This is a genomic window from Agrobacterium salinitolerans (assembly GCF_027498475.1).
Taxonomy (GTDB): Bacteria; Pseudomonadota; Alphaproteobacteria; order Rhizobiales; family Rhizobiaceae; genus Agrobacterium; species Agrobacterium salinitolerans.
Genome location: NZ_JAPZLN010000003.1, coordinates 493,219 through 511,352, shown reverse-complemented (window position 1 = coordinate 511,352; position 18,134 = coordinate 493,219). Strand labels below are relative to the sequence as shown.

Below are 18,134 nucleotides of genomic sequence, written 5' to 3'. Positions count from 1 at the left end.
ACATGAAATTACTTGCCAAAAACGGCCAGCCGTGGTTTGACCGCCGCAAAAGCCGGTATGATCCGGCGTCAAGCTTTTCAGGAAAATATCATGTCCCAACCCCATCTTCTTATCGTGGAAGCACGTTTTTACGACGATATGGCGGATGCGCTTCTCGAAGGCGCGAAGTTCGCGCTTGATGAAGCCGGCGCCACCTATGACGTCATCACCGTTCCCGGCGCGCTGGAAATCCCCGCGGCCATCGCGATGGCGCTCGATGGCGCAGACAATGACGGCACGGAGTATGACGGTTTCGTTGCGCTCGGCATGGTCATTCGTGGTGAGACCTATCACTTCGATATCGTCGCCAATGAATCCTCCCGCGCCCTGATGGATCTCGCCGTCAGCGAATCGCTGCCGATCGGCAATGGCATCCTCACCGTCGAAAATGACGAGCAGGCCTGGGCGCGCGTGCGCCGCTCCGACAAGGACAAGGGCGGCTTCGCGGCCCGTGCGGCTCTGACGATGATTGAGCTGAAGAAGAAACTGGGTGGCTGAACGCATGTCGGATGTTGAAAACGGCGGCGAACCGCGCCAGCCTTCGGTAAAGCCCGCCAACCAGCGCGGCGCGGCCCGCCTTGCGGCCGTGCAGGCGCTTTACCAGATGGATGTCGGCGGAACCGGTGTGATGGAAGTTGTTGCCGAATATGAGGCGCACCGTCTCGGCCAGGAAGTCGATGGCGATACCTACCTGAAGGCCGATCCTTCATGGTTCCGTTCGATTGTTTCCGGCGTCGTCCGCGATCAGACGAAGATCGATCCCTTGGTGCGCTCCGCCCTTCTGGAAGATTGGCCGCTGTCGCGCCTCGATGCCACCGTGCGCGCCATACTGCGTGCCGGCACCTTCGAGATTCTCGAGCGCAAGGACGTGCCGGTTGCCGTCATCGTCACGGAATATGTCGAAATCGCCCGTGCTTTCTTCGAGCATGACGAGCCCAAGCTGGTGAATGCGGTTCTGGATCGCATTGCCAAACAGGTTCGCGGCGAGGCAAAACGCTGAATGAGAGCATTTCGAGGAAAAACGGAATCCGCTTTTCCGTCCGGAAATGCGAAAATTCTCTATAACAAATGAGGAAGAGATGAGCGCGGTTTCCGTCCCCGGACTTGAAGTTCAACTGGACGAGGCGAAGCGCAATGTCTTCCTCCTGACCATGGCGCAGGCGATCATGGGATCGGCCGCGCCCTTAAGCTTTTCGGTCGGCGCGCTTGCCGGCTATCAGTTGCTCGGGACGGACAAGTCGCTGGCGACCGCGCCTCTCACCGGCTTCAATATCGGCGTTGCGCTCGGCGCGATCTGCGTGGCGGCCGCATCCCGCTTCCTCGGCCGCAAGGCAGGCTTCATGGTCGGGGCGCTGATGTGCTCTGTCGGCGGCGGCATTGCCGCGGTCGCGCTCTTCCGCTCCGATTTCTGGCTGTTTGCCCTCGGTCTGCTGCTGATCGGCATTTCCGGCGGCTTTACGCAAAAAATTCGCTTCGCCGCAGCTGACGCCTCGCCATCCTTCTACAAACCCAAAGCGATCTCCTGGATTCTGGCTGGCGGCATCATCTCGGCCATCGTCGGACCACAGCTCGCGATTTTCGGCAAGGACCTGCTTGCGCCGGTCACCTTTGCGGGGGCCTTTATCGCGCTTGTTCCGCTGGGGCTTTTATCCATTGTCATTTTGGCGTTCTTGAAACTGCCCGATCCCAAGGCTGCCGCCACGCACGCTGAGGCGCCAAGGCCACTGTCGGAAATCGTCCGAACCCAGCGTTTCATCACGGGCATGATCTGCGGCATAGGCTCCTACGCCTTGATGACCTTCATGATGACCGGCGCACCGCTCGCCATGGTAGTCGGCTGCGGCTTCCCGACGGAACTCGCCACGCTTGGCATCCAGTGGCACGTTCTCGCCATGTTCGGCCCGAGCTTCTTCACCGGCATGCTGATTTCCCGATTCGGTTCGGAAAAAATCGTCGCGGCGGGCCTCATCGTGCTGATGGCCTGCGCCATCGTCGCGCATATGGGCGTCGAGTTGTGGAATTTCTGGGCGGCTCTCGTCCTTCTCGGGCTCGGTTGGAATTTCGGTTTTATCGGCGCAACCGCAATCATCACGTCAAGCTATCGCCCGCATGAGGCGGACAAGGTGCAGGGCTTCCACGATATCGTGCTGTTCGGCACCGTGGCCCTGTCATCCTTCTCTTCCGGCAAGGTGTTTACGGCTTGGGGCTGGTCGGTAATGAACCTCGTTATTTGGCCGGTTGCCGGGCTTTGCCTTCTGCTTGTCCTGTCGCTCGTCCTGACAAGTCGCAAAAAAGCGGCCTGAGTCTCGCGCCACGCTCTACTCCTTTCAAGTTTCAGGCAAATTTGTGGGCTTGACGCGACACCTCGCGCCAACGCAATCTCCGCTGCGAGGACATTTTTCCTTGGGAGGGGAACAAATGCCCAAGACGGGATTTGGGACAGGCCGTCCGCATCTCCCTGCACAAGGTTTCGCCACGCCGGGGAGGGAGTGAGACCCGGCCTTTTGGGAGGTAAGTGCGCATGACCGTAATACCCATCGTAATTTTATGCGGTGTCCTGTCCGTGGTTTACGCGGTATGGACCACCAAGAGCGTTCTCGATGCCGATCAGGGCAACGAGCGTATGCGTGAAATAGCAGGTTTTATCCGTGAAGGTGCGCAGGCTTATCTCACCCGTCAATATCTCACCATCGCCATCGTCGGATTGATCGTCGCCGTTCTTGCCTGGTATCTGTTGTCGGCCATCGCAGCTATCGGTTTCGTTATCGGTGCAGTCTTGTCCGGCGTCGCCGGTTTCGTCGGCATGCATGTTTCCGTGCGCGCCAATCTGCGTACCGCGCAGGCCGCATCTCATAGCCTTGGTGCCGGCCTCGATATCGCCTTCAAGTCGGGCGCCATTACCGGCATGCTGGTCGCCGGCCTCGCGCTGCTTGGCGTTTCCATCTATTATTTCGTTCTGACGTCCGTCCTTGGCCATCCACCCGGCTCGCGCGCTGTTATCGACGCGCTGGTGTCGCTCGGTTTCGGCGCATCGCTGATCTCCATCTTCGCCCGCCTCGGCGGCGGCATCTTCACCAAGGGTGCGGATGTCGGCGGCGATCTCGTCGGCAAGGTGGAAGCGGGCATTCCCGAGGACGATCCGCGCAACCCGGCGACCATTGCAGACAATGTCGGCGATAACGTCGGTGATTGCGCCGGTATGGCGGCCGACCTGTTCGAAACCTATGCCGTCTCCGTGGTCGCGACCATGGTTCTTGCCGCGATCTTTTTTGCGGGAACGCCGATTCTGGAAAGCGCCATGGTCTATCCGCTGGCGATCTGCGGTGCCTGCATCCTGACCTCGATTGCCGGCACCTTCTTCGTGAAGCTCGGCACCAACAACTCCATCATGGGCGCGCTCTACAAGGGGCTGATCGCAACCGGCGTGTTCTCGGTCGCCGGTCTTGCGGTCGCCACTCATGCCACGGTCGGCTGGGGAACGGTTGGCACGGTGGCCGGCATGGAAATCACCGGCACCAATCTCTTCTTCTGCGGAGTGGTCGGCCTCGTCGTAACGGCGCTGATCGTCGTCATTACCGAATATTACACCGGCACCAACACGCGACCGGTCAACTCCATCGCCCAGGCATCGGTCACCGGCCATGGCACCAACGTCATCCAGGGCCTTGCGGTCTCGCTGGAATCGACGGCGCTGCCGGCCATCGTCATCGTCGGCGGCATCATCGGAACCTACCAGCTCGGCGGCCTGTTCGGCACCGGCATCGCCGTCACCGCCATGCTCGGGCTGGCGGGCATGATCGTCGCGCTCGACGCCTTCGGCCCGGTCACGGACAATGCGGGCGGTATCGCTGAAATGGCTGGTCTCGATCCCGACGTGCGCAAGGCGACCGATGCGCTGGACGCCGTCGGCAACACCACCAAGGCGGTGACCAAGGGTTACGCCATCGGTTCGGCTGGTCTCGGCGCATTGGTGCTATTTGCGGCCTATGCCAACGACCTCTCCTATTTCGCCGCCAATGGCGAGACCTATCCCTACTTCAAGGATATAGGCGAGATTTCCTTCAGCCTCGCCAATCCTTACGTGGTTGCCGGCCTGCTGTTCGGTGGTCTCATTCCCTATCTCTTCGGCGGCATCGCCATGACGGCGGTGGGCAAGGCGGCAAGCGCCATCGTTGAGGAGGTCCGCCGCCAGTTCCGCGAAAAACCCGGCATCATGGCCGGCACGGAAAAGCCTGATTACGGCAGGGCCGTGGACCTTTTGACCAAGGCGGCGATCAGGGAAATGGTCATTCCGTCGCTTCTGCCGGTTCTGGCGCCGCTCGTGGTTTATTTCGGCGTTCTGCTGATCTCGGGCTCCAAGGCATCAGCCTTTGCCGCGCTGGGTGCGTCCCTGCTGGGTGTCATCATCAACGGGCTGTTCGTGGCAATTTCCATGACGTCGGGTGGTGGCGCCTGGGACAATGCCAAGAAGAGCTTCGAAGACGGTTTCATCGACAAAGACGGCGTGCGCCACGTCAAGGGTTCCGAGGCGCACAAGGCATCGGTAACGGGCGACACGGTCGGCGATCCCTACAAGGATACCGCGGGTCCGGCCGTCAACCCGGCTATCAAGATCACCAATATCGTGGCACTGCTGCTGCTGGCTGTTCTTGCCCACTGAAGGCTGACGTTTCCGCCAAATGAAAAGGCCCGGGGATCGCTCCCCGGGCCTTTGAATTTATTATCCTTCTTCCGATCAGGGGGTGTTCCCACCCTGACCGAGAATGCTCTTGGCGATATTGGCGCCCGAGGTGCCGCCGGAAAGCAGCTGCTGCAGGAAGGTGAGGTCCTTGCCGCCCGTCGGCGTGGTGCGCGAAATCGTGTCGAATACCTTGCCGTCCTGCAGCGTATAATTGGCCTTGCGCTCGATCACGCCGTCCTTGTTGAAGTAGATGGCGAGAATGTTCTGCTCGACCAGCGACGGCTTCATGAAAGCCGCGCGGCGTACGCGCTTCTGCGAGATGTAATAGAACACCTCGTTGCCGAAAGTCGCCGTGGTGGAAGGCGTGCCCATGGTCAGGAGAACCTGCTCACGGCTGGAACCTTCGGGGATCAGCTGGAGGGCCTGCTCGTCCATGACGTAGCCGTTGTGAAATACGTCTGTCGTGCTCGTGCAGGCGGAAAGCAGGCCGGATGCGAGCACGATTGCGATGGCGGTCTTGCTCAGAATTTTGCCGTGACTTGCGGATTTCTGCTTGCTCAACTGCTTTTCCCCGACTGCGATCATGAATGGCACCTTCCGGCATTGCGTGGTGCACAGTGTCTGTGCACATGATTGTGTCAATCCGGGGACGGAAAATCCCGATCACCCCCCAAATTCAATGCTTTCCCGACCTTCTGGAACTCCTCCGGTTCTCTTCGACTGTTTCAGCCCAAAGACGAACGTGACCGTGACAGCATTGCAATTCGTGGATGCTTCGGTAAACCAGCTTTGACGATCATGCAACAAGTGCGATGGGCGGTAAGCGAATTCACCCGTCCCCTTCGGAAAAAAAACGATGATATTCGGGCTGTTCAGACAGAAAAACAACAATCGCGCCATAGTCGACCGGCAATATGCGACCTTGACGGCTGCCGCCCGCGCGCCCGGGTTTTATCTCGACTTCGGTGTGCCCGACACGGTCATGGGCCGCTTCGAGATGCTGTCGGTCATCATGATTCTCTATTTTCGCCGCACCAAATCGTCAGGTGTCAGCGGGCAGGAGATCGCCCAGGAGATCGTCGACGCCTTTTTTCAGGACCTCGATCATTCCATCCGCGAATTGGGGATAGGCGATCAGGGTGTGCCGAAACGCATGAAGAAATTCGCCGGCATGTTCTATGGGCGGCTGGAATCCTATGCGGCGGCGCTGGATGCTTCCGACCGTGTCGCCCTTGCCGCGGCGCTCCGGCGCAATATATATCCGCAGGTAGATGAGAAGGCACCCGAGATGGAAGGGCTGGCGGGCTGGATGATGGAGACATCCGATGCCCTTGCCGCCCAGTCCGAAGAAACGATAGCAACCGGAAGCCTGACGCTGCCCCTGCCTGGACAATGAGGTTCACGATGAACGCGCGACACCCCGCAAATGATGACCTGCCTTTTTCCTATCCCGTCAAGGTAGGCCATATTTCCGCCAATCCGGTCAGGATTGGTCTCGAAGCCAGCGCCGAGGAGTTGAAGGCGCTTGCGAAATTCTGGGATGTGGTCTCCGTCGAATATCTGAAGGCGGAGCTGCAGGTAACCCGCTGGAAGAAGGATGGCATCAAGATCAAGGGCGAAGTGCATGCGGCGGTCACTCAATCCTGCGTCGTGACGCTGGAACCGGTTTCGAGCAAGATCGATGAGACCGTGGAGCATATTTTCGTGCCGGAAGGATCGAAGCTGGCGCGGATGGTGACGAACGAAGAAGGCGAGATCGTACTCGATCCCGATGGTCCCGACATTCCCGACCAGTTCACCGGCGACAGCATCGATGTCGGTGCCGTGGTTGCCGAATTTGCGGCCCTTGCCATCGACCCTTATCCGCGCAAGCCGAATGTGGAATTTGCCGAAAAGGCTGAAAAAGAGGCCGACGATGACAAGCCGCCATCGCCCTTTGCCGTGTTGAAAGATTGGAAAAAAGACTGAATGGCCCAGCCGGGCTGAAATAATTTTATTGTAACAAGAGCCGGAAAAGGTATTTTCGCGCAAAATCCGCTTGATTGGCGGCAAGTAAGGATAAGGGACGAGTGATCAGAATTGCAATTGACGTCATGGGCGGCGATTTCGGCCCAGATGTTGCCATACCCGGTGCCGCCAAGGCGCTTGAACGGCACAACGATGTAACTTTTCTGCTCTACGGGCAGAAGAGCAAATGCGACCCCATTCTGGCACAATATCCCACGCTTCGGGAAAAGTCGGTCTTTCACGATTGTGAAGTCTCGGTCAGCATGGACGAGAAACCGAGCCAGGCGCTGCGCCGCGGCCGCTACGTCTCCAGCATGTGGCGCGCCATTGAAGCCGTGAAGCTCGGTGAAGCCGATGTTGCCGTTTCCGCCGGCAATACCGGCGCCTTGATGGCCATGGCGAAATTCTGTTTGCGCACCATGGCGCGGGTGGAGCGCCCGGCGATTGCCGGCATCTGGCCGACACTGAAAGGCGAAAGCATCGTGCTCGACATCGGCGCGACCATCGGCGCTGATTCCCAGCAGCTGCTGGATTTCGCCCTGATGGGCGGCGCCATGGCGCGTGCGCTGTTCGATATCGACCGTCCGACCGTCGGCCTGCTGAATGTCGGCGTCGAGGAGGTCAAGGGTCAGGAAGAGGTGCGTGAGGCCGGACGGCTGATCCGCGAGGCCGATCTCGCCACCATCGATTATCGCGGGTTTGTCGAAGGCGACGATATCGGCAAGGGCACGGTGGATGTGGTGGTGACCGAAGGTTTCACCGGCAATATCGCGCTCAAGGCCGCCGAAGGCACCGCGCGCCAGATCACCACGCTTCTGCGCGAGGCGATCTCCCGCAGCTTCTTCGCCAAGATCGGTTATATCCTCGCAAAAAGTGCCTTCGATGTGCTGAGGGAAAAGATGGACCCGCGCAAGGTCAATGGCGGCGTGTTTCTGGGCCTCAACGGCATCGTCATCAAGAGCCATGGCGGCACGGATGCCGTTGGTTTTGCCTCCGCCGTGGATGTCGGCTACGACATGGTTCATAACGGCCTGACGGCCAAGATTGAGAATGATCTGAAAATTTACCACGCAAGACGGCTTCCGCCCCCGGCGCCCGAAGCTCTCGTGGCTGACGAGGAATAAGGGAATGATCCGCTCTATAGTTCGTGGTTTCGGGGCAGCGCTTCCGAAGCGTGTCATGACCAACAGTGAAATCGAAGGTGTCGTCGAGACGTCAGACGAATGGATCGTGCAGCGCACTGGCATCCGTCAGCGTTATATCGCCGGCGAAGGTGAAACCACCGCGTCTCTCGGCGAAGCGGCGGCGCGTGCCGCCCTCGACAATGCCGGCCTCACGCCCGACGATATCGACCTCATCATTCTGGCCACCTCGACCCCGGATAACACCTTTCCGGCAACGGCGGTGAACATCCAGAACCGTCTTGGCATGACCCACGGTTTCGCCTTCGACATGCAGGCCGTCTGCTCCGGTTTCGTTTATGCCGTATCGACCGCCGATCTCTATATTCGCGGCGGCATGGCCAAGCGCGTTCTGGTGATCGGCTCTGAGACCTTCTCGCGCATCCTCGACTGGAAGGACCGCACGACCTGCGTCCTCTTCGGTGACGGCGCCGGCGCGCTGGTTCTGGAGGCCGGTGAGGGTGAAGGCACCTCCGCTGATCGCGGCATCCTGACCGCACAGCTGCGCTCCGACGGCTCGCACAAGGAAAAGCTCTATGTCGATGGCGGTCCTTCCACCACAGGCACGGTCGGTCATCTGCGCATGGAAGGCCGCGAAGTATTCAAGCACGCCGTTGGCATGATCACCGACGTCATCGAGCAGGCCTTCGAGGCGACCGGCACAACGGCCGACGATCTCGACTGGCTGGTTCCGCACCAGGCCAACAAGCGCATCATCGACGGTTCAGCCAAGAAGCTTAACATAGACCCGGAAAAAGTCGTGATCACCGTCGATCAGCACGGCAACACCTCGGCCGCCTCCATTCCGCTGGCGCTCGCCGTTGCCGCCGGTGATGGACGCATCAAGAAGGGCGATCTGGTGATGCTGGAGGCCATGGGCGGCGGCTTCACCTGGGGCGCGGTGCTGCTGCGCTGGTAAAGGCGCGATTTTCGCGTTTGCCGGGGCGATGGCGCGAAATCGGTTGTGATTTTCGCGCTCACGCCTCGATCGGACGCGCCGGAGCGGCCCGAGCCTGTGTCAAAAGCGTATCACTCGCCCTAAGCCCTTGCACTGATTGCCGAAAGCCTCAAATGAATCTGGAACAATCCCTTGACCGGTCGCCACAAGGGAAATAATCTCGGCGGCTCCTAGAGAAGAGTTCAGACACGGTTTGTGGGGAAAAATGGCCGGGAAGACAGTGACACGCGCAGATCTTGCAGAATCTGTGTTTCGTAAAGTCGGGCTGTCCCGCACCGAATCCGCTGAACTGGTCGAGACGATCATTGACGAAATTTGCAACGCGATCACCCGCGGCGAAGTCGTCAAGCTTTCTTCCTTCGCGACGTTTCAAATCCGGGAAAAGAACGAGCGTATCGGCCGCAACCCCAAGACGGGCGAGGAAGTTCCGATCTCCCCACGTCGCGTCATGACCTTCAAGGCCTCGAATGTGCTGAAGCAGCGCATTCTGAAGGCGCATACGGCCCGCAAGGCCAAGCAGAAGGGCCAGAAGGCCGGAGCATAATCCTTCTCTAGAGTTATAAGCGACACGCCTTTTTGTCGTATCGTGAGCCTTTTTCCCCATTCTTCTTGTGAACATGCTTGAATTTCAACGTGCAAGCCGTTGAAATCCGGTCGACTCACATCATAATCAATTTTAGTGATTTGTATCTCGCCGCAATGGCGTCTGCGCGGGTTCAGAACGGATGTCGCGCAATGTTTGACCGGCGTGTGAAAAGCGTTCTCGTTCAGTGTCCGGCCGGATGCATGGCGCTCCGGTTCGGATGGGAGTGGAATTTTGGATAAAAGCCCCGACGCGTTTCGGACGATCAGTGAAGTGGCGGATGAGTTGAACCTGCCGCAGCATGTGCTGCGTTTCTGGGAAACACGCTTTCCGCAGATCAAGCCGATGAAACGGGGCGGGGGCCGCCGTTATTACCGCCCTGACGATATCGATCTCCTGAAGGGTATCCGTCACCTTCTTTATGACCATGGCTACACCATTAAGGGCGTACAGAAGCTGCTGAAAGCCAATGGTAACCGCTTCGTGGCGGCCATCGCCTCCGGTGATCTCGCAACCATGGAAGCCATCATGGCGGCGAGCGGTGAAAAGGAAGTCGCCGAACCGCGTGTCGTCGATACCGATGGGGACGAGGTCGTCGGCCGTCCGAAGGCCAAGCCAAGCGGCCGTTTTTTTGGCTTCGGCGGTGGCGGCGATGCGGAAATATCGGTCGGCAAGTCGAGCATCGGCAAGGACGACCAGGCGCTTTTGCAGGAAGCCCTGTTCGACCTCCTCGAATGCAAGCGCCTTCTCGATCAGGTCCGCTGACGGTTTATCCACAGCTCATTTGCGTGCTTTCCATTCGGGAAATCGAGAAAACAAGGGGTTAGGGCGTTTCCCCCTTTTCTGTGAAAAGCGAAAACGCGCGGCAACGCCAACCTTTCGGAAACTCCTTTGGCCGATAATGCGGCTCCGTTGAAAGGAGTCCGATCGTGAGCAACCGAAAATCGACAGCACGACGCCGTACGGCGAAGAAATCGAGCGGCGGTAGCGTTTGGCCCTGGGTGCTGATGCTGGGCGTCGTCGCCGGCGGCATTCAGGCTTACGAACATCGCGACAGTCTTTTGCCGCAGCGGCATGTTGCAAAGGCGACATCTTCGACCACGAGTTCTTCGAAAGTTGCCACGGTGGCCAAACGCGATTCCGTCACGCGGGAGAAAGTGGCGTCCATTCGCCCCGCATCGCCAGCTCTGCCCGGCAACGGCCCGGTGCCACCGCGCTCGATCGCCATGCCGTCCGCCTCGCAGCCGAGCCAGGTCGCCGCTATCTTGCCGGAAACCCGTCCTTCGGTCGAAAAAATTTCGCTCGGTGAAAAAAGCGGTACTTTTGCCTTCTGCGGTCGTTCCGGCCTCAACAATTGCGTGGCCGACGGCAACACCTTCTGGATGAGGGGCGTGAAAATGCAGCTTGCCGGCATAGAAGTGCCGCAGATCGACCGGGCGCGCTGCATGGAAGAGCGCCAGCGCGGTTTCATTGCGAAGGTCAGGCTTCGTGACATGTTGAATGCCGGGGCCTTCGATGTGGCGTCCGGCGGTGCTGCGGGCGGACAAGCCACGGAACGCAAACGGCTTTCGCGTTCGGGCGTATCCTTCGCCGATCAACTCGTGCGCGAAGGGCTCGCGCATCCGGCATCGGCAAAAAATCAGTCCTGGTGTGGGTAGAGCATTCTCTCTTTTTGTCGAATCGCGAAAACGCTCTCGCTCTTGGTTCGCCGCCTTCCCGGACGGAAAACCGGGTTCCACTTTTCCTGGAAATGCTTGGAGGCCCCGTTGACCGAAACGGTTCGGCCTGTGTAGATGAGGCTCAGTCATCTTCGGGACCGGAACCCAGCGCCGGGCGCCGGCAGCATGACGATTTTTTGTAACGCCCCGGCCGGAACGGTTCGTGGCGCGGCAATGCGGACGTGGCGAAATCGGTAGACGCAGCAGACTTAAAATCTGCCGACCATTGGTCTTGCGGGTTCAAGTCCCGCCGTCCGCACCATATCGTCCTGATTAAAATTTTCTTTTCGTTTTCCTGCGATTTCGGGGCATTTAAACGGGGTTCCTGGCTTTTGGGTGTAAATCGCGCGAACGCCCGCGCGCGCCTAAAAAATGAGCTTGATTACGAGGGCGGCATTTTTCCCCGGGAATCATCAAAAAGAACCTCTTGACCTTGCCACGATGGGAAGCCCTATCTTTTTTCAACACAAGAAAAGAGAGGTCATACGCATGTCACAAATGGAGCTCCGGGCGAGTCATCAGATTGCGATCGATGGCATGACATGCGCCTCCTGTGTCGGCCGCGTGGAAAAGGCGATTGCCAAGGTGCCGGGCGTTTTGAAAGCTTCGGTCAATCTGGCAACGGAACGTGCCGACATTTCCTTTTCTGGGTCGCCGGATGTGCCGGCCGTTATCGAGGCGGTGCGGCAGGCCGGTTACGGCGTCGAAGAAAAAACCATCGAACTCGATATTGAGGGCATGACCTGCGCCTCCTGCGTCGGACGTGTCGAAAAGGCGTTGAAGGCCGTTTCCGGTGTTTCCGGTGCAAGCGTCAATCTGGCGACGGAACGCGCCACCGTCCGCGTCGCCGGCAACGCCGTGTCTGCGGCCAACCTTTCGGATGCCATCAAACGGGCGGGCTATAAGGCGAGTGAGGTTGTCGCCGACAAAGCCACGGATGGAGAGCAGGACAAGCGCGAGGCGGAACTGCGGAGCCTCAAAATCAGCCTTGCCGTCGCCGCTGCACTGACGTTGCCGGTCTTCGTACTGGAAATGGGCTCGCATCTGGTGCCCGCCATCCATGATTTCGTGATGGAAACGGTTGGCATGCGGGAAAGCTGGTATCTGCAATTCGTGCTGACCACGCTGGTTCTGTTCGGTCCCGGCCTGCGCTTCTTCAAAAAAGGCATCCCCGCGCTTCTGCGGTTTGCGCCGGACATGAATTCGCTCGTCGTACTTGGCACCGCCGCCGCCTGGGGGTTTTCGGTCGTCGCAACCTTCATGCCCAAAATCCTGCCGAGTGGCACGGCCAATGTCTATTATGAGGCAGCAGCGGTCATCGTCTCACTCATCCTCCTTGGTCGTTTCCTGGAAGCGCGCGCCAAAGGCCGCACCAGCGAGGCGATAAAGCGGCTCGTCGGCCTGCAGGCCAAGTCGGCCCGCGTGCTGCGCGATGGCGAAACAATCGATGTACCCTTACAGGATGTGCGAACGGGTGATGTGATCGTCGTTCGCCCCGGTGAGAAAGTGCCGGTCGATGGTCTGGTTCTGAGTGGCTCCTCTTATGTCGATGAATCGATGATCACGGGTGAGCCGGTCCCGGTTACCAAAGCCGAGGGTTCCGAAGTGGTCGGCGGCACGGTGAACCGCAATGGCTCCTTCACCTTCCGCGCCACCAAGGTCGGCGCAGATACGCTGATAGCCCAGATCATCCGCATGGTGGAGGAGGCGCAGGCCGACAAGCTGCCCATTCAGGCGCTGGTAGACAAGGTGACAAACTGGTTCGTGCCGGCGGTAATGCTGGCAGCGCTCGCCACCTTCATCGTATGGTTCATGTTCGGGCCAGATCCGGCCTTGACCTTCGCGCTCGTCAATGCGGTTGCGGTGCTCATCATCGCCTGTCCCTGTGCTATGGGCCTTGCCACGCCGACCTCGATCATGGTCGGCACCGGCCGCGCCGCGGAAATGGGCGTGTTGTTCCGCCGTGGCGATGCGCTTCAGACGCTGCGCGACGCCGACGTGATCGCTGTTGACAAGACAGGCACGCTGACGCTCGGCAAACCGAAGCTGGTTCATTTTACCACGACAGAGGGCTTCGATGCGGATGAGGTGTTGCGCCTCGTCGCATCGCTGGAGAACCATTCCGAACATCCAATTGCCGAAGCGATCGTCGAGGCTGCGAAACATGGCGGCATGACGCTTGTCGATGCGGAGGGCTTCGAGGCGACCCCCGGTTTTGGTGTTGCAGCCATGGTCGACGGCCGCAGGGTGGAAGCAGGTGCGGACCGGTTCATGACCAAGCTCGGTTACGATGTCGCGATGTTCGCAGAAGATGCCGAGCGGCTGGGCAGGGAAGGGCAGTCGCCGCTTTATGCCGCCGTCGATGGCAGGCTGGTCGCGATCGTCGCCGTTGCCGATCCGATCAAGCAGACGACCCCGGAGGCGATTGCGGCGCTGCATGCGCTCGGCCTTAAAGTGACGATGATCACGGGTGACAACCGCCGCACCGCTGAAGCCATCGCCCGTCGGCTCGGCATTGACGAGGTGGTGGCGGAAGTCCTGCCCGACGGCAAGGTCGAGGCGGTCAAGAGGCTCGCCGCCGACGGTCGACGTGTCGCCTTCGTCGGCGACGGCATCAACGATGCACCGGCGCTGGCCGCCGCCGATGTCGGGCTTGCCATCGGCACGGGCACGGATGTCGCGATTGAAAGCGCCGACGTGGTGCTGATGTCCGGCGATCTGCGTGGCGTCGCCAACGCCATCGCACTCTCCAAGGCCACGATCCGCAATATCGGCCAGAATCTGTTCTGGGCCTTCGCGTACAATGCCGCTCTCGTTCCCGTCGCGGCCGGAATATTGTATCCTGTCAACGGCGTTCTGCTGTCGCCAGTCCTTGCTGCCGGAGCCATGGCGCTTTCCAGCGTCTTCGTATTGACGAACGCGCTACGCCTGAAGAGCTTCCGTGCGCCCCTGGTGGACAGACCTGCGGGCCTTAAGCTCGCAGCGGCGGAATAGGAGGAGCAGACATGGCGCTTCAACACACCGTTTTCCTGCCGCAGATCGAACGCAGCATCTCTGTGGCGCCGGGCGAGACTGTCCTCCAGGCCGCCTTGGCGGCAGGGATCGCTTATCCGCATGGCTGTCGTATGGGCCGCTGTGGCGCCTGCAAATCCAGGCTGATCTCCGGCGATGTCGATCTTCTCAAGCACACGCCCTTTTCTCTGACAGAGGAAGAGAAGGCAGATGGTCTGACGCTTGCATGCCGAGCCGTACCATTAGGCGACGTGGTGATCGGCTGGCTCAATGGAGCTGAGCCGCTCTCCGACAATCGCGCGGATGTATTTTCTACCTCGGAAAGATAGGAGCAGGATCGATGAATATTGGCACAGCCGCCACCGCCTCCGGTGTTTCTGCGAAGATGATCAGGCATTACGAGACAATCGGCCTGATCAAATCGGCAAACCGCACGGAATCCGGCTATCGGGTCTACACTGCCAACGACTTGGAAACGCTGCGCTTTATCCGGCGCGGACGCGATCTCGGTTTTTCCATCGAAAAAATCAGGCAACTCATGACCCTCTGGCGCGACCCCGGTGGCGCCTCCTGCGATGTCAAACGCATCGTCATGGAACATGTCGTCGACCTGGAAGCGAAGATGGATACGCTGAGGGAGATGGCGGACACGCTCCGAAACCTCGCGACCTATTGCCCGGACAATGGTGAGCCGGAATGCCCGATCATTCATGACCTTGCTCATGCGGAAGATCTTGATTTTTCAGCGGTTGCCGTCGTCCCCAAACGCACCGGCATGCTGAAGGGCACAGCAGGCCCGGTGATGGATTTACAGCGCCCAGTGAAATAAGCCCCCGGTTCCTTTTGGGGGAGCGGGCAATGAATGCAGTGCGAATTGCCAATCACGATGAAGGAGACCAAGCCATGTGGATACAGGTAATACAGCGCTTCTTTATTCTGTGCCTGATGCTGGCGATCGTGTCCGTCATCGCGTTTCTTTTACCCTATATGGCGGGCGGCGATCCGGCTCGCACCATCTTGTTTTCACGCATGCGCGATACCGCGCTCGATCCGCATGCGGTGGAGGCGCTACGGGTCAGTCTCGGGCTCGACCGGCCGCTTTATGTGCAATATTTCGCATGGCTGTCGAATGCGTTGCGCGGCGACCTCGGTTTTTCTTTCACCAGCAGCCAGCCCGTCGCTGCCGAACTTATGCGCTCGCTCTGGGTGTCGGTAACGCTGGCGCTGACGGCGCTTGCATTCGCGGTCGCCGTCGCCCTGCCGCTCGGTACGCTGGCGGCCATGCGTCCCGGCGGACGGCTCGATAATTTTGCGACGCTGATGATCCAGACCTTCGTCGCAACGCCCGAATACTGGTTTGCGCCCATGTCGGCTCTGGTCTTTGCGCTTTATCTCGGCTGGTTGCCGTCAGCCGGATGGGATAGCTGGCGCTCGCTGGTGCTTCCCGCATTGACGCTCACGCTCAGGCCGCTCGCCTATTTCACCCAGGTGACGCGCGCGGCCATGGCCGAGGTACTGCGCGCGCCTTATATCACGGCGGCCCGCAGCCGCGGTCTCGGCATGCATAGCACGGTTCTGCGGCACGGCGTCCGCAACGGTTCGCTGCCGGTCGTCACCTTCTTCGCATTGTGGCTCGCGGGCCTTTTGGGTGGATCGGTGGTCGTGGAAGTCATCTTCGCCATCCCCGGCATGGGCCGGCTTCTCTACGACGCCGTGGTCAATCGCGATATCCCGATGCTGCAGGGCGGTTTCATCTGCATCGTGGCGCTCTCCATCCTCATCAATACCTTGGCCGACAGCTTTTATGTCCTGATCAATCCAGCAATGCGAGGTCACCATGACCATTAGTCACTTCCCGAGCGCGCCTGCCGCCGCCATGCCGATGACTGCGCCCAAGCGCCCCTCGAACCTCGCCCGGTTTACGGATTTCATCCGCTGCCGTCACTGGACCTTCTATGCGGGTGCGGCGATCTTTCTGGTCATCATCCTGCTGCTGGTCATCGCGCCGTGGATTTCGCCCTATGATCCGGCAAAGCAGAACCTGCGTCTGCGGTTGAACGCGCCGAGCGCCCTCTACTGGCTGGGAACGGACCACCTGGGCCGCGATGTGCTCAGCCGGCTGCTGGTCGGCGGCCGCTTCACGGTCACCATTGCCGCCGTCACCGTCATTCTCTCTGTCGTGATCGGGACCTTCATCGGCATCATCAGCGGCCGCAGCCGCGGCATCCTCGACGAGGTGCTGATGCGCATCGTGGACCTGCTCATCGCCATACCGGACGTGGTAATCGCGATTTTCCTCGTGGCCATTTTCGGTCCGGGATATGGCACGCTGATCGCGTCGCTGACGATCGTCGGGTGGACACCTTTTGCACGGCTGGCGCGGGGACTGACGCTCTCGATCAATTCGCGCGAATATATCCGCGCCGCCGAGGTGCTCGGCTGCACACGGCGCTTCATTATCTTCCGGCATATTATTCCCAACACGATCTGGCCGATTGCGGCGGTGGCGTTCCTGCGCTTCGGCCACAAGCTGATCACGGTTGGCGGGTTGTCGTTTCTGGGCCTTGGCGTACAGCCGCCGGCCGCCGACTGGGCGCTGATGTTGGCCGATGCGCAGGCTTACGCGGAACGGATGCCCGTTCTCGTCATCGCACCGGGTCTGGCGATCTTCTTGGCGGCGCTCAGCGTAACGTGGATCGGCCATGGCCTGAATCTTGAAACAAAGAAAACCAACGGTCATTGACGCCTGCGGGCGGGCAATGACGGATTTGACGATTGCCAAACATCGACGACGCAACGGAGCAGGAAGGAGAGTAATATCGTCTGAAGCCGCATGAAAATACGCAATGCCTCCGATTCAATAAAAATAAGGGGAACTCTTATGAATATCGAAGGACAAACGCTTGCAAATACGGCCATGTCCCCCGAATGCGCACCGCTTCTGGAGATAGAGGACCTGCACGTTTCAGTGCCGGCGCAAAATGGCCGCAAGTTTGTTATTTCGGGCCTGACGCTTTCCGTCAACGCCGGCGAAGTCGTCGCTCTCGTCGGCGAATCCGGATCGGGAAAGAGCATGACGGCGCTGTCGCTGATGCGACTTTTGCCGCAGGGCGCGGAAATCAATTCCGGCCGCATTTCCTTTGCCGGCCGCGACATTCTCGCTCTTTCATCTTCCGAACTCGATGCACTGCGCGGGGCCGATATCAGCATGCTGTTCCAGCAGCCGCAGGCCATGCTCGACCCGACCAGTCGGGTGAGGACGCAGGTAGCGGAGCCGCTCTGGATCCACCGTAAAATGAGCCGGCACGCCGCGCTTAACCGGGTCGTCGGCCTTCTTTCGGATGTCGGCATTCCCGATCCGTCGGCGCGGGCGCAATGCTTTGCGCATGAGCTTTCCGGCGGTATGGCGCAACGTGTCATGATTGCCGCTGCACTGTCAGGCAATCCGCAGCTTCTGATCGCCGACGAACCGACGACGGCGCTTGATGTCACCGTTCAGGCACAGATACTCCGCCTGCTCGATGACGAGCGCCGCAAGCGCCGGCTTGCCACTTTGCTCATCACCCACGATCTCTCGGTCGTTGCCGCCTTCGCAGACCGGATCGCGGTCATGTATGCCGGCCGCATCGTCGAGGAAGGGCCGACCCAGGCGATCCTCAAGGCGCCGCAGCACCCCTATACCAAGGCACTCATCAGCTGTTCGCTGCTGACTACCGACGGCGAGGGACAGTTGCTGACGATCCCCGGTTCCGGCGCACAGGCCCACGACATGTCCTGCGGTTGCCGGTTTCATCCGCGTTGCGCGCTCGCAAAGTCTGAAGGCATGGGAAGCCGCTGCATGGCAATGGAGCCTGCATTGAATGCCTTGCCTGAAGGGCGCAAGGCGCGGTGCTGGGCAGTCGGCGACGACCAGGCCGGTCACGACCATGCCGACCATGCGGTTTGTTGAAGGAGG

At 59.9% G+C, this 18,134-nt stretch carries 17 protein-coding genes, 1 tRNA gene and 1 pseudogene; 18 read left to right on the top strand and 1 reads right to left on the bottom strand.

Going from position 1 to position 18,134, the window contains the following annotated elements:
* The first annotated feature begins 90 nt into the window (after window positions 1–90).
* The 4 genes from ribH (at window position 91) to O9X91_RS14470 (ending at window position 4,699) form a co-directional block, all read left to right on the top strand.
* Window positions 91–537 (top strand): 6,7-dimethyl-8-ribityllumazine synthase, encoded by a 447-nt coding sequence (gene ribH, locus O9X91_RS14485; protein ID WP_077982966.1) that lies wholly within the window; start codon window positions 91–93, stop codon window positions 535–537.
* A 4-nt stretch (window positions 538–541) separates the two neighbouring features.
* A complete protein-coding gene (gene nusB / locus O9X91_RS14480) occupies window positions 542–1,039 on the top strand; it encodes a transcription antitermination factor NusB (RefSeq protein ID WP_010971444.1) in 498 nt (165 codons plus the stop codon).
* A gap of 79 nt (window positions 1,040–1,118) precedes the next feature.
* Window positions 1,119–2,342 (top strand): MFS transporter, encoded by a 1,224-nt coding sequence (locus O9X91_RS14475; RefSeq protein ID WP_142912557.1) that lies wholly within the window; start codon window positions 1,119–1,121, stop codon window positions 2,340–2,342.
* Window positions 2,343–2,560: 218 nt separating this feature from the next.
* Window positions 2,561–4,699 (top strand): sodium-translocating pyrophosphatase, encoded by a 2,139-nt coding sequence (locus tag O9X91_RS14470; RefSeq protein ID WP_269833218.1) that lies wholly within the window; start codon window positions 2,561–2,563, stop codon window positions 4,697–4,699.
* A 75-nt stretch (window positions 4,700–4,774) separates the two neighbouring features.
* Here the strand turns inward: O9X91_RS14470 and O9X91_RS14465 are convergent, their stop codons facing one another.
* A complete protein-coding gene (locus tag O9X91_RS14465; protein WP_077982509.1) occupies window positions 4,775–5,305 on the bottom strand; it encodes an outer membrane protein assembly factor BamE in 531 nt (176 codons plus the stop codon).
* 271 nt (window positions 5,306–5,576) lie between these two features.
* On the opposite strand from O9X91_RS14465, the gene O9X91_RS14460 reads away from it, so the two are divergent.
* The 14 genes and pseudogenes from O9X91_RS14460 to O9X91_RS14395 all read left to right on the top strand — a co-directional run bounded on the left by O9X91_RS14460 (window position 5,577) and on the right by O9X91_RS14395 (window position 18,128).
* On the top strand, window positions 5,577–6,116 hold the full coding sequence (locus O9X91_RS14460) for a ubiquinol-cytochrome C chaperone family protein (protein WP_077982508.1): 540 nt from the start codon (window positions 5,577–5,579) through the stop codon (window positions 6,114–6,116).
* A gap of 8 nt (window positions 6,117–6,124) precedes the next feature.
* The gene (locus tag O9X91_RS14455; protein ID WP_077982507.1) at window positions 6,125–6,688 is read left to right on the top strand and encodes a YceD family protein; all 564 of its coding nucleotides are present in this window, start codon (window positions 6,125–6,127) and stop codon (window positions 6,686–6,688) included.
* Between the two features lie 101 nt (window positions 6,689–6,789).
* Complete coding sequence (plsX, locus tag O9X91_RS14450; RefSeq protein WP_077982506.1) at window positions 6,790–7,851, top strand: phosphate acyltransferase PlsX; 1,062 nt, start codon at window positions 6,790–6,792, stop codon at window positions 7,849–7,851.
* Window positions 7,852–7,855: 4 nt separating this feature from the next.
* Window positions 7,856–8,827, top strand: coding sequence for a beta-ketoacyl-ACP synthase III (locus O9X91_RS14445; protein ID WP_077982505.1), 972 nt, complete (start codon window positions 7,856–7,858; stop codon window positions 8,825–8,827).
* 244 nt (window positions 8,828–9,071) lie between these two features.
* Entirely contained in the window at window positions 9,072–9,410 is a 339-nt protein-coding gene (locus tag O9X91_RS14440) for an integration host factor subunit alpha (protein ID WP_003502236.1), read from the top strand.
* Window positions 9,411–9,683: 273 nt separating this feature from the next.
* Window positions 9,684–10,214, top strand: coding sequence for a MerR family transcriptional regulator (locus O9X91_RS14435; protein ID WP_077982504.1), 531 nt, complete (start codon window positions 9,684–9,686; stop codon window positions 10,212–10,214).
* A 164-nt stretch (window positions 10,215–10,378) separates the two neighbouring features.
* Complete coding sequence (locus O9X91_RS14430; protein ID WP_217004585.1) at window positions 10,379–11,107, top strand: nuclease; 729 nt, start codon at window positions 10,379–10,381, stop codon at window positions 11,105–11,107.
* A gap of 236 nt (window positions 11,108–11,343) precedes the next feature.
* Window positions 11,344–11,429: transfer RNA gene (locus tag O9X91_RS14425), tRNA-Leu, on the top strand.
* A 236-nt stretch (window positions 11,430–11,665) separates the two neighbouring features.
* Window positions 11,666–14,161 carry a heavy metal translocating P-type ATPase gene (locus tag O9X91_RS14420; protein WP_416172075.1) on the top strand — a complete coding sequence of 832 codons (2,496 nt, stop codon included), beginning with the start codon at window positions 11,666–11,668 and terminating at the stop codon, window positions 14,159–14,161.
* Window positions 14,162–14,172: 11 nt separating this feature from the next.
* Window positions 14,173–14,472 (top strand): annotated as a pseudogene (locus tag O9X91_RS14415) (2Fe-2S iron-sulfur cluster-binding protein); the annotation flags it as partial.
* A 47-nt stretch (window positions 14,473–14,519) separates the two neighbouring features.
* Window positions 14,520–15,008, top strand: a complete 489-nt coding sequence (cueR, locus tag O9X91_RS14410) for a Cu(I)-responsive transcriptional regulator (RefSeq protein WP_077982501.1) — start codon at window positions 14,520–14,522, stop codon at window positions 15,006–15,008.
* Between the two features lie 74 nt (window positions 15,009–15,082).
* Window positions 15,083–16,027: an ABC transporter permease gene (locus O9X91_RS14405; RefSeq protein WP_077982500.1), complete on the top strand. Its 945-nt coding sequence runs from the start codon at window positions 15,083–15,085 to the stop codon at window positions 16,025–16,027.
* Complete coding sequence (locus O9X91_RS14400) at window positions 16,017–16,922, top strand: ABC transporter permease (protein ID WP_142912560.1); 906 nt, start codon at window positions 16,017–16,019, stop codon at window positions 16,920–16,922. Before O9X91_RS14405 ends, O9X91_RS14400 begins: the two co-directional genes overlap by 11 nt.
* A gap of 138 nt (window positions 16,923–17,060) precedes the next feature.
* A complete protein-coding gene (locus tag O9X91_RS14395) occupies window positions 17,061–18,128 on the top strand; it encodes an ABC transporter ATP-binding protein (protein ID WP_142912561.1) in 1,068 nt (355 codons plus the stop codon).
* Window positions 18,129–18,134: the final 6 nt, after the last annotated feature.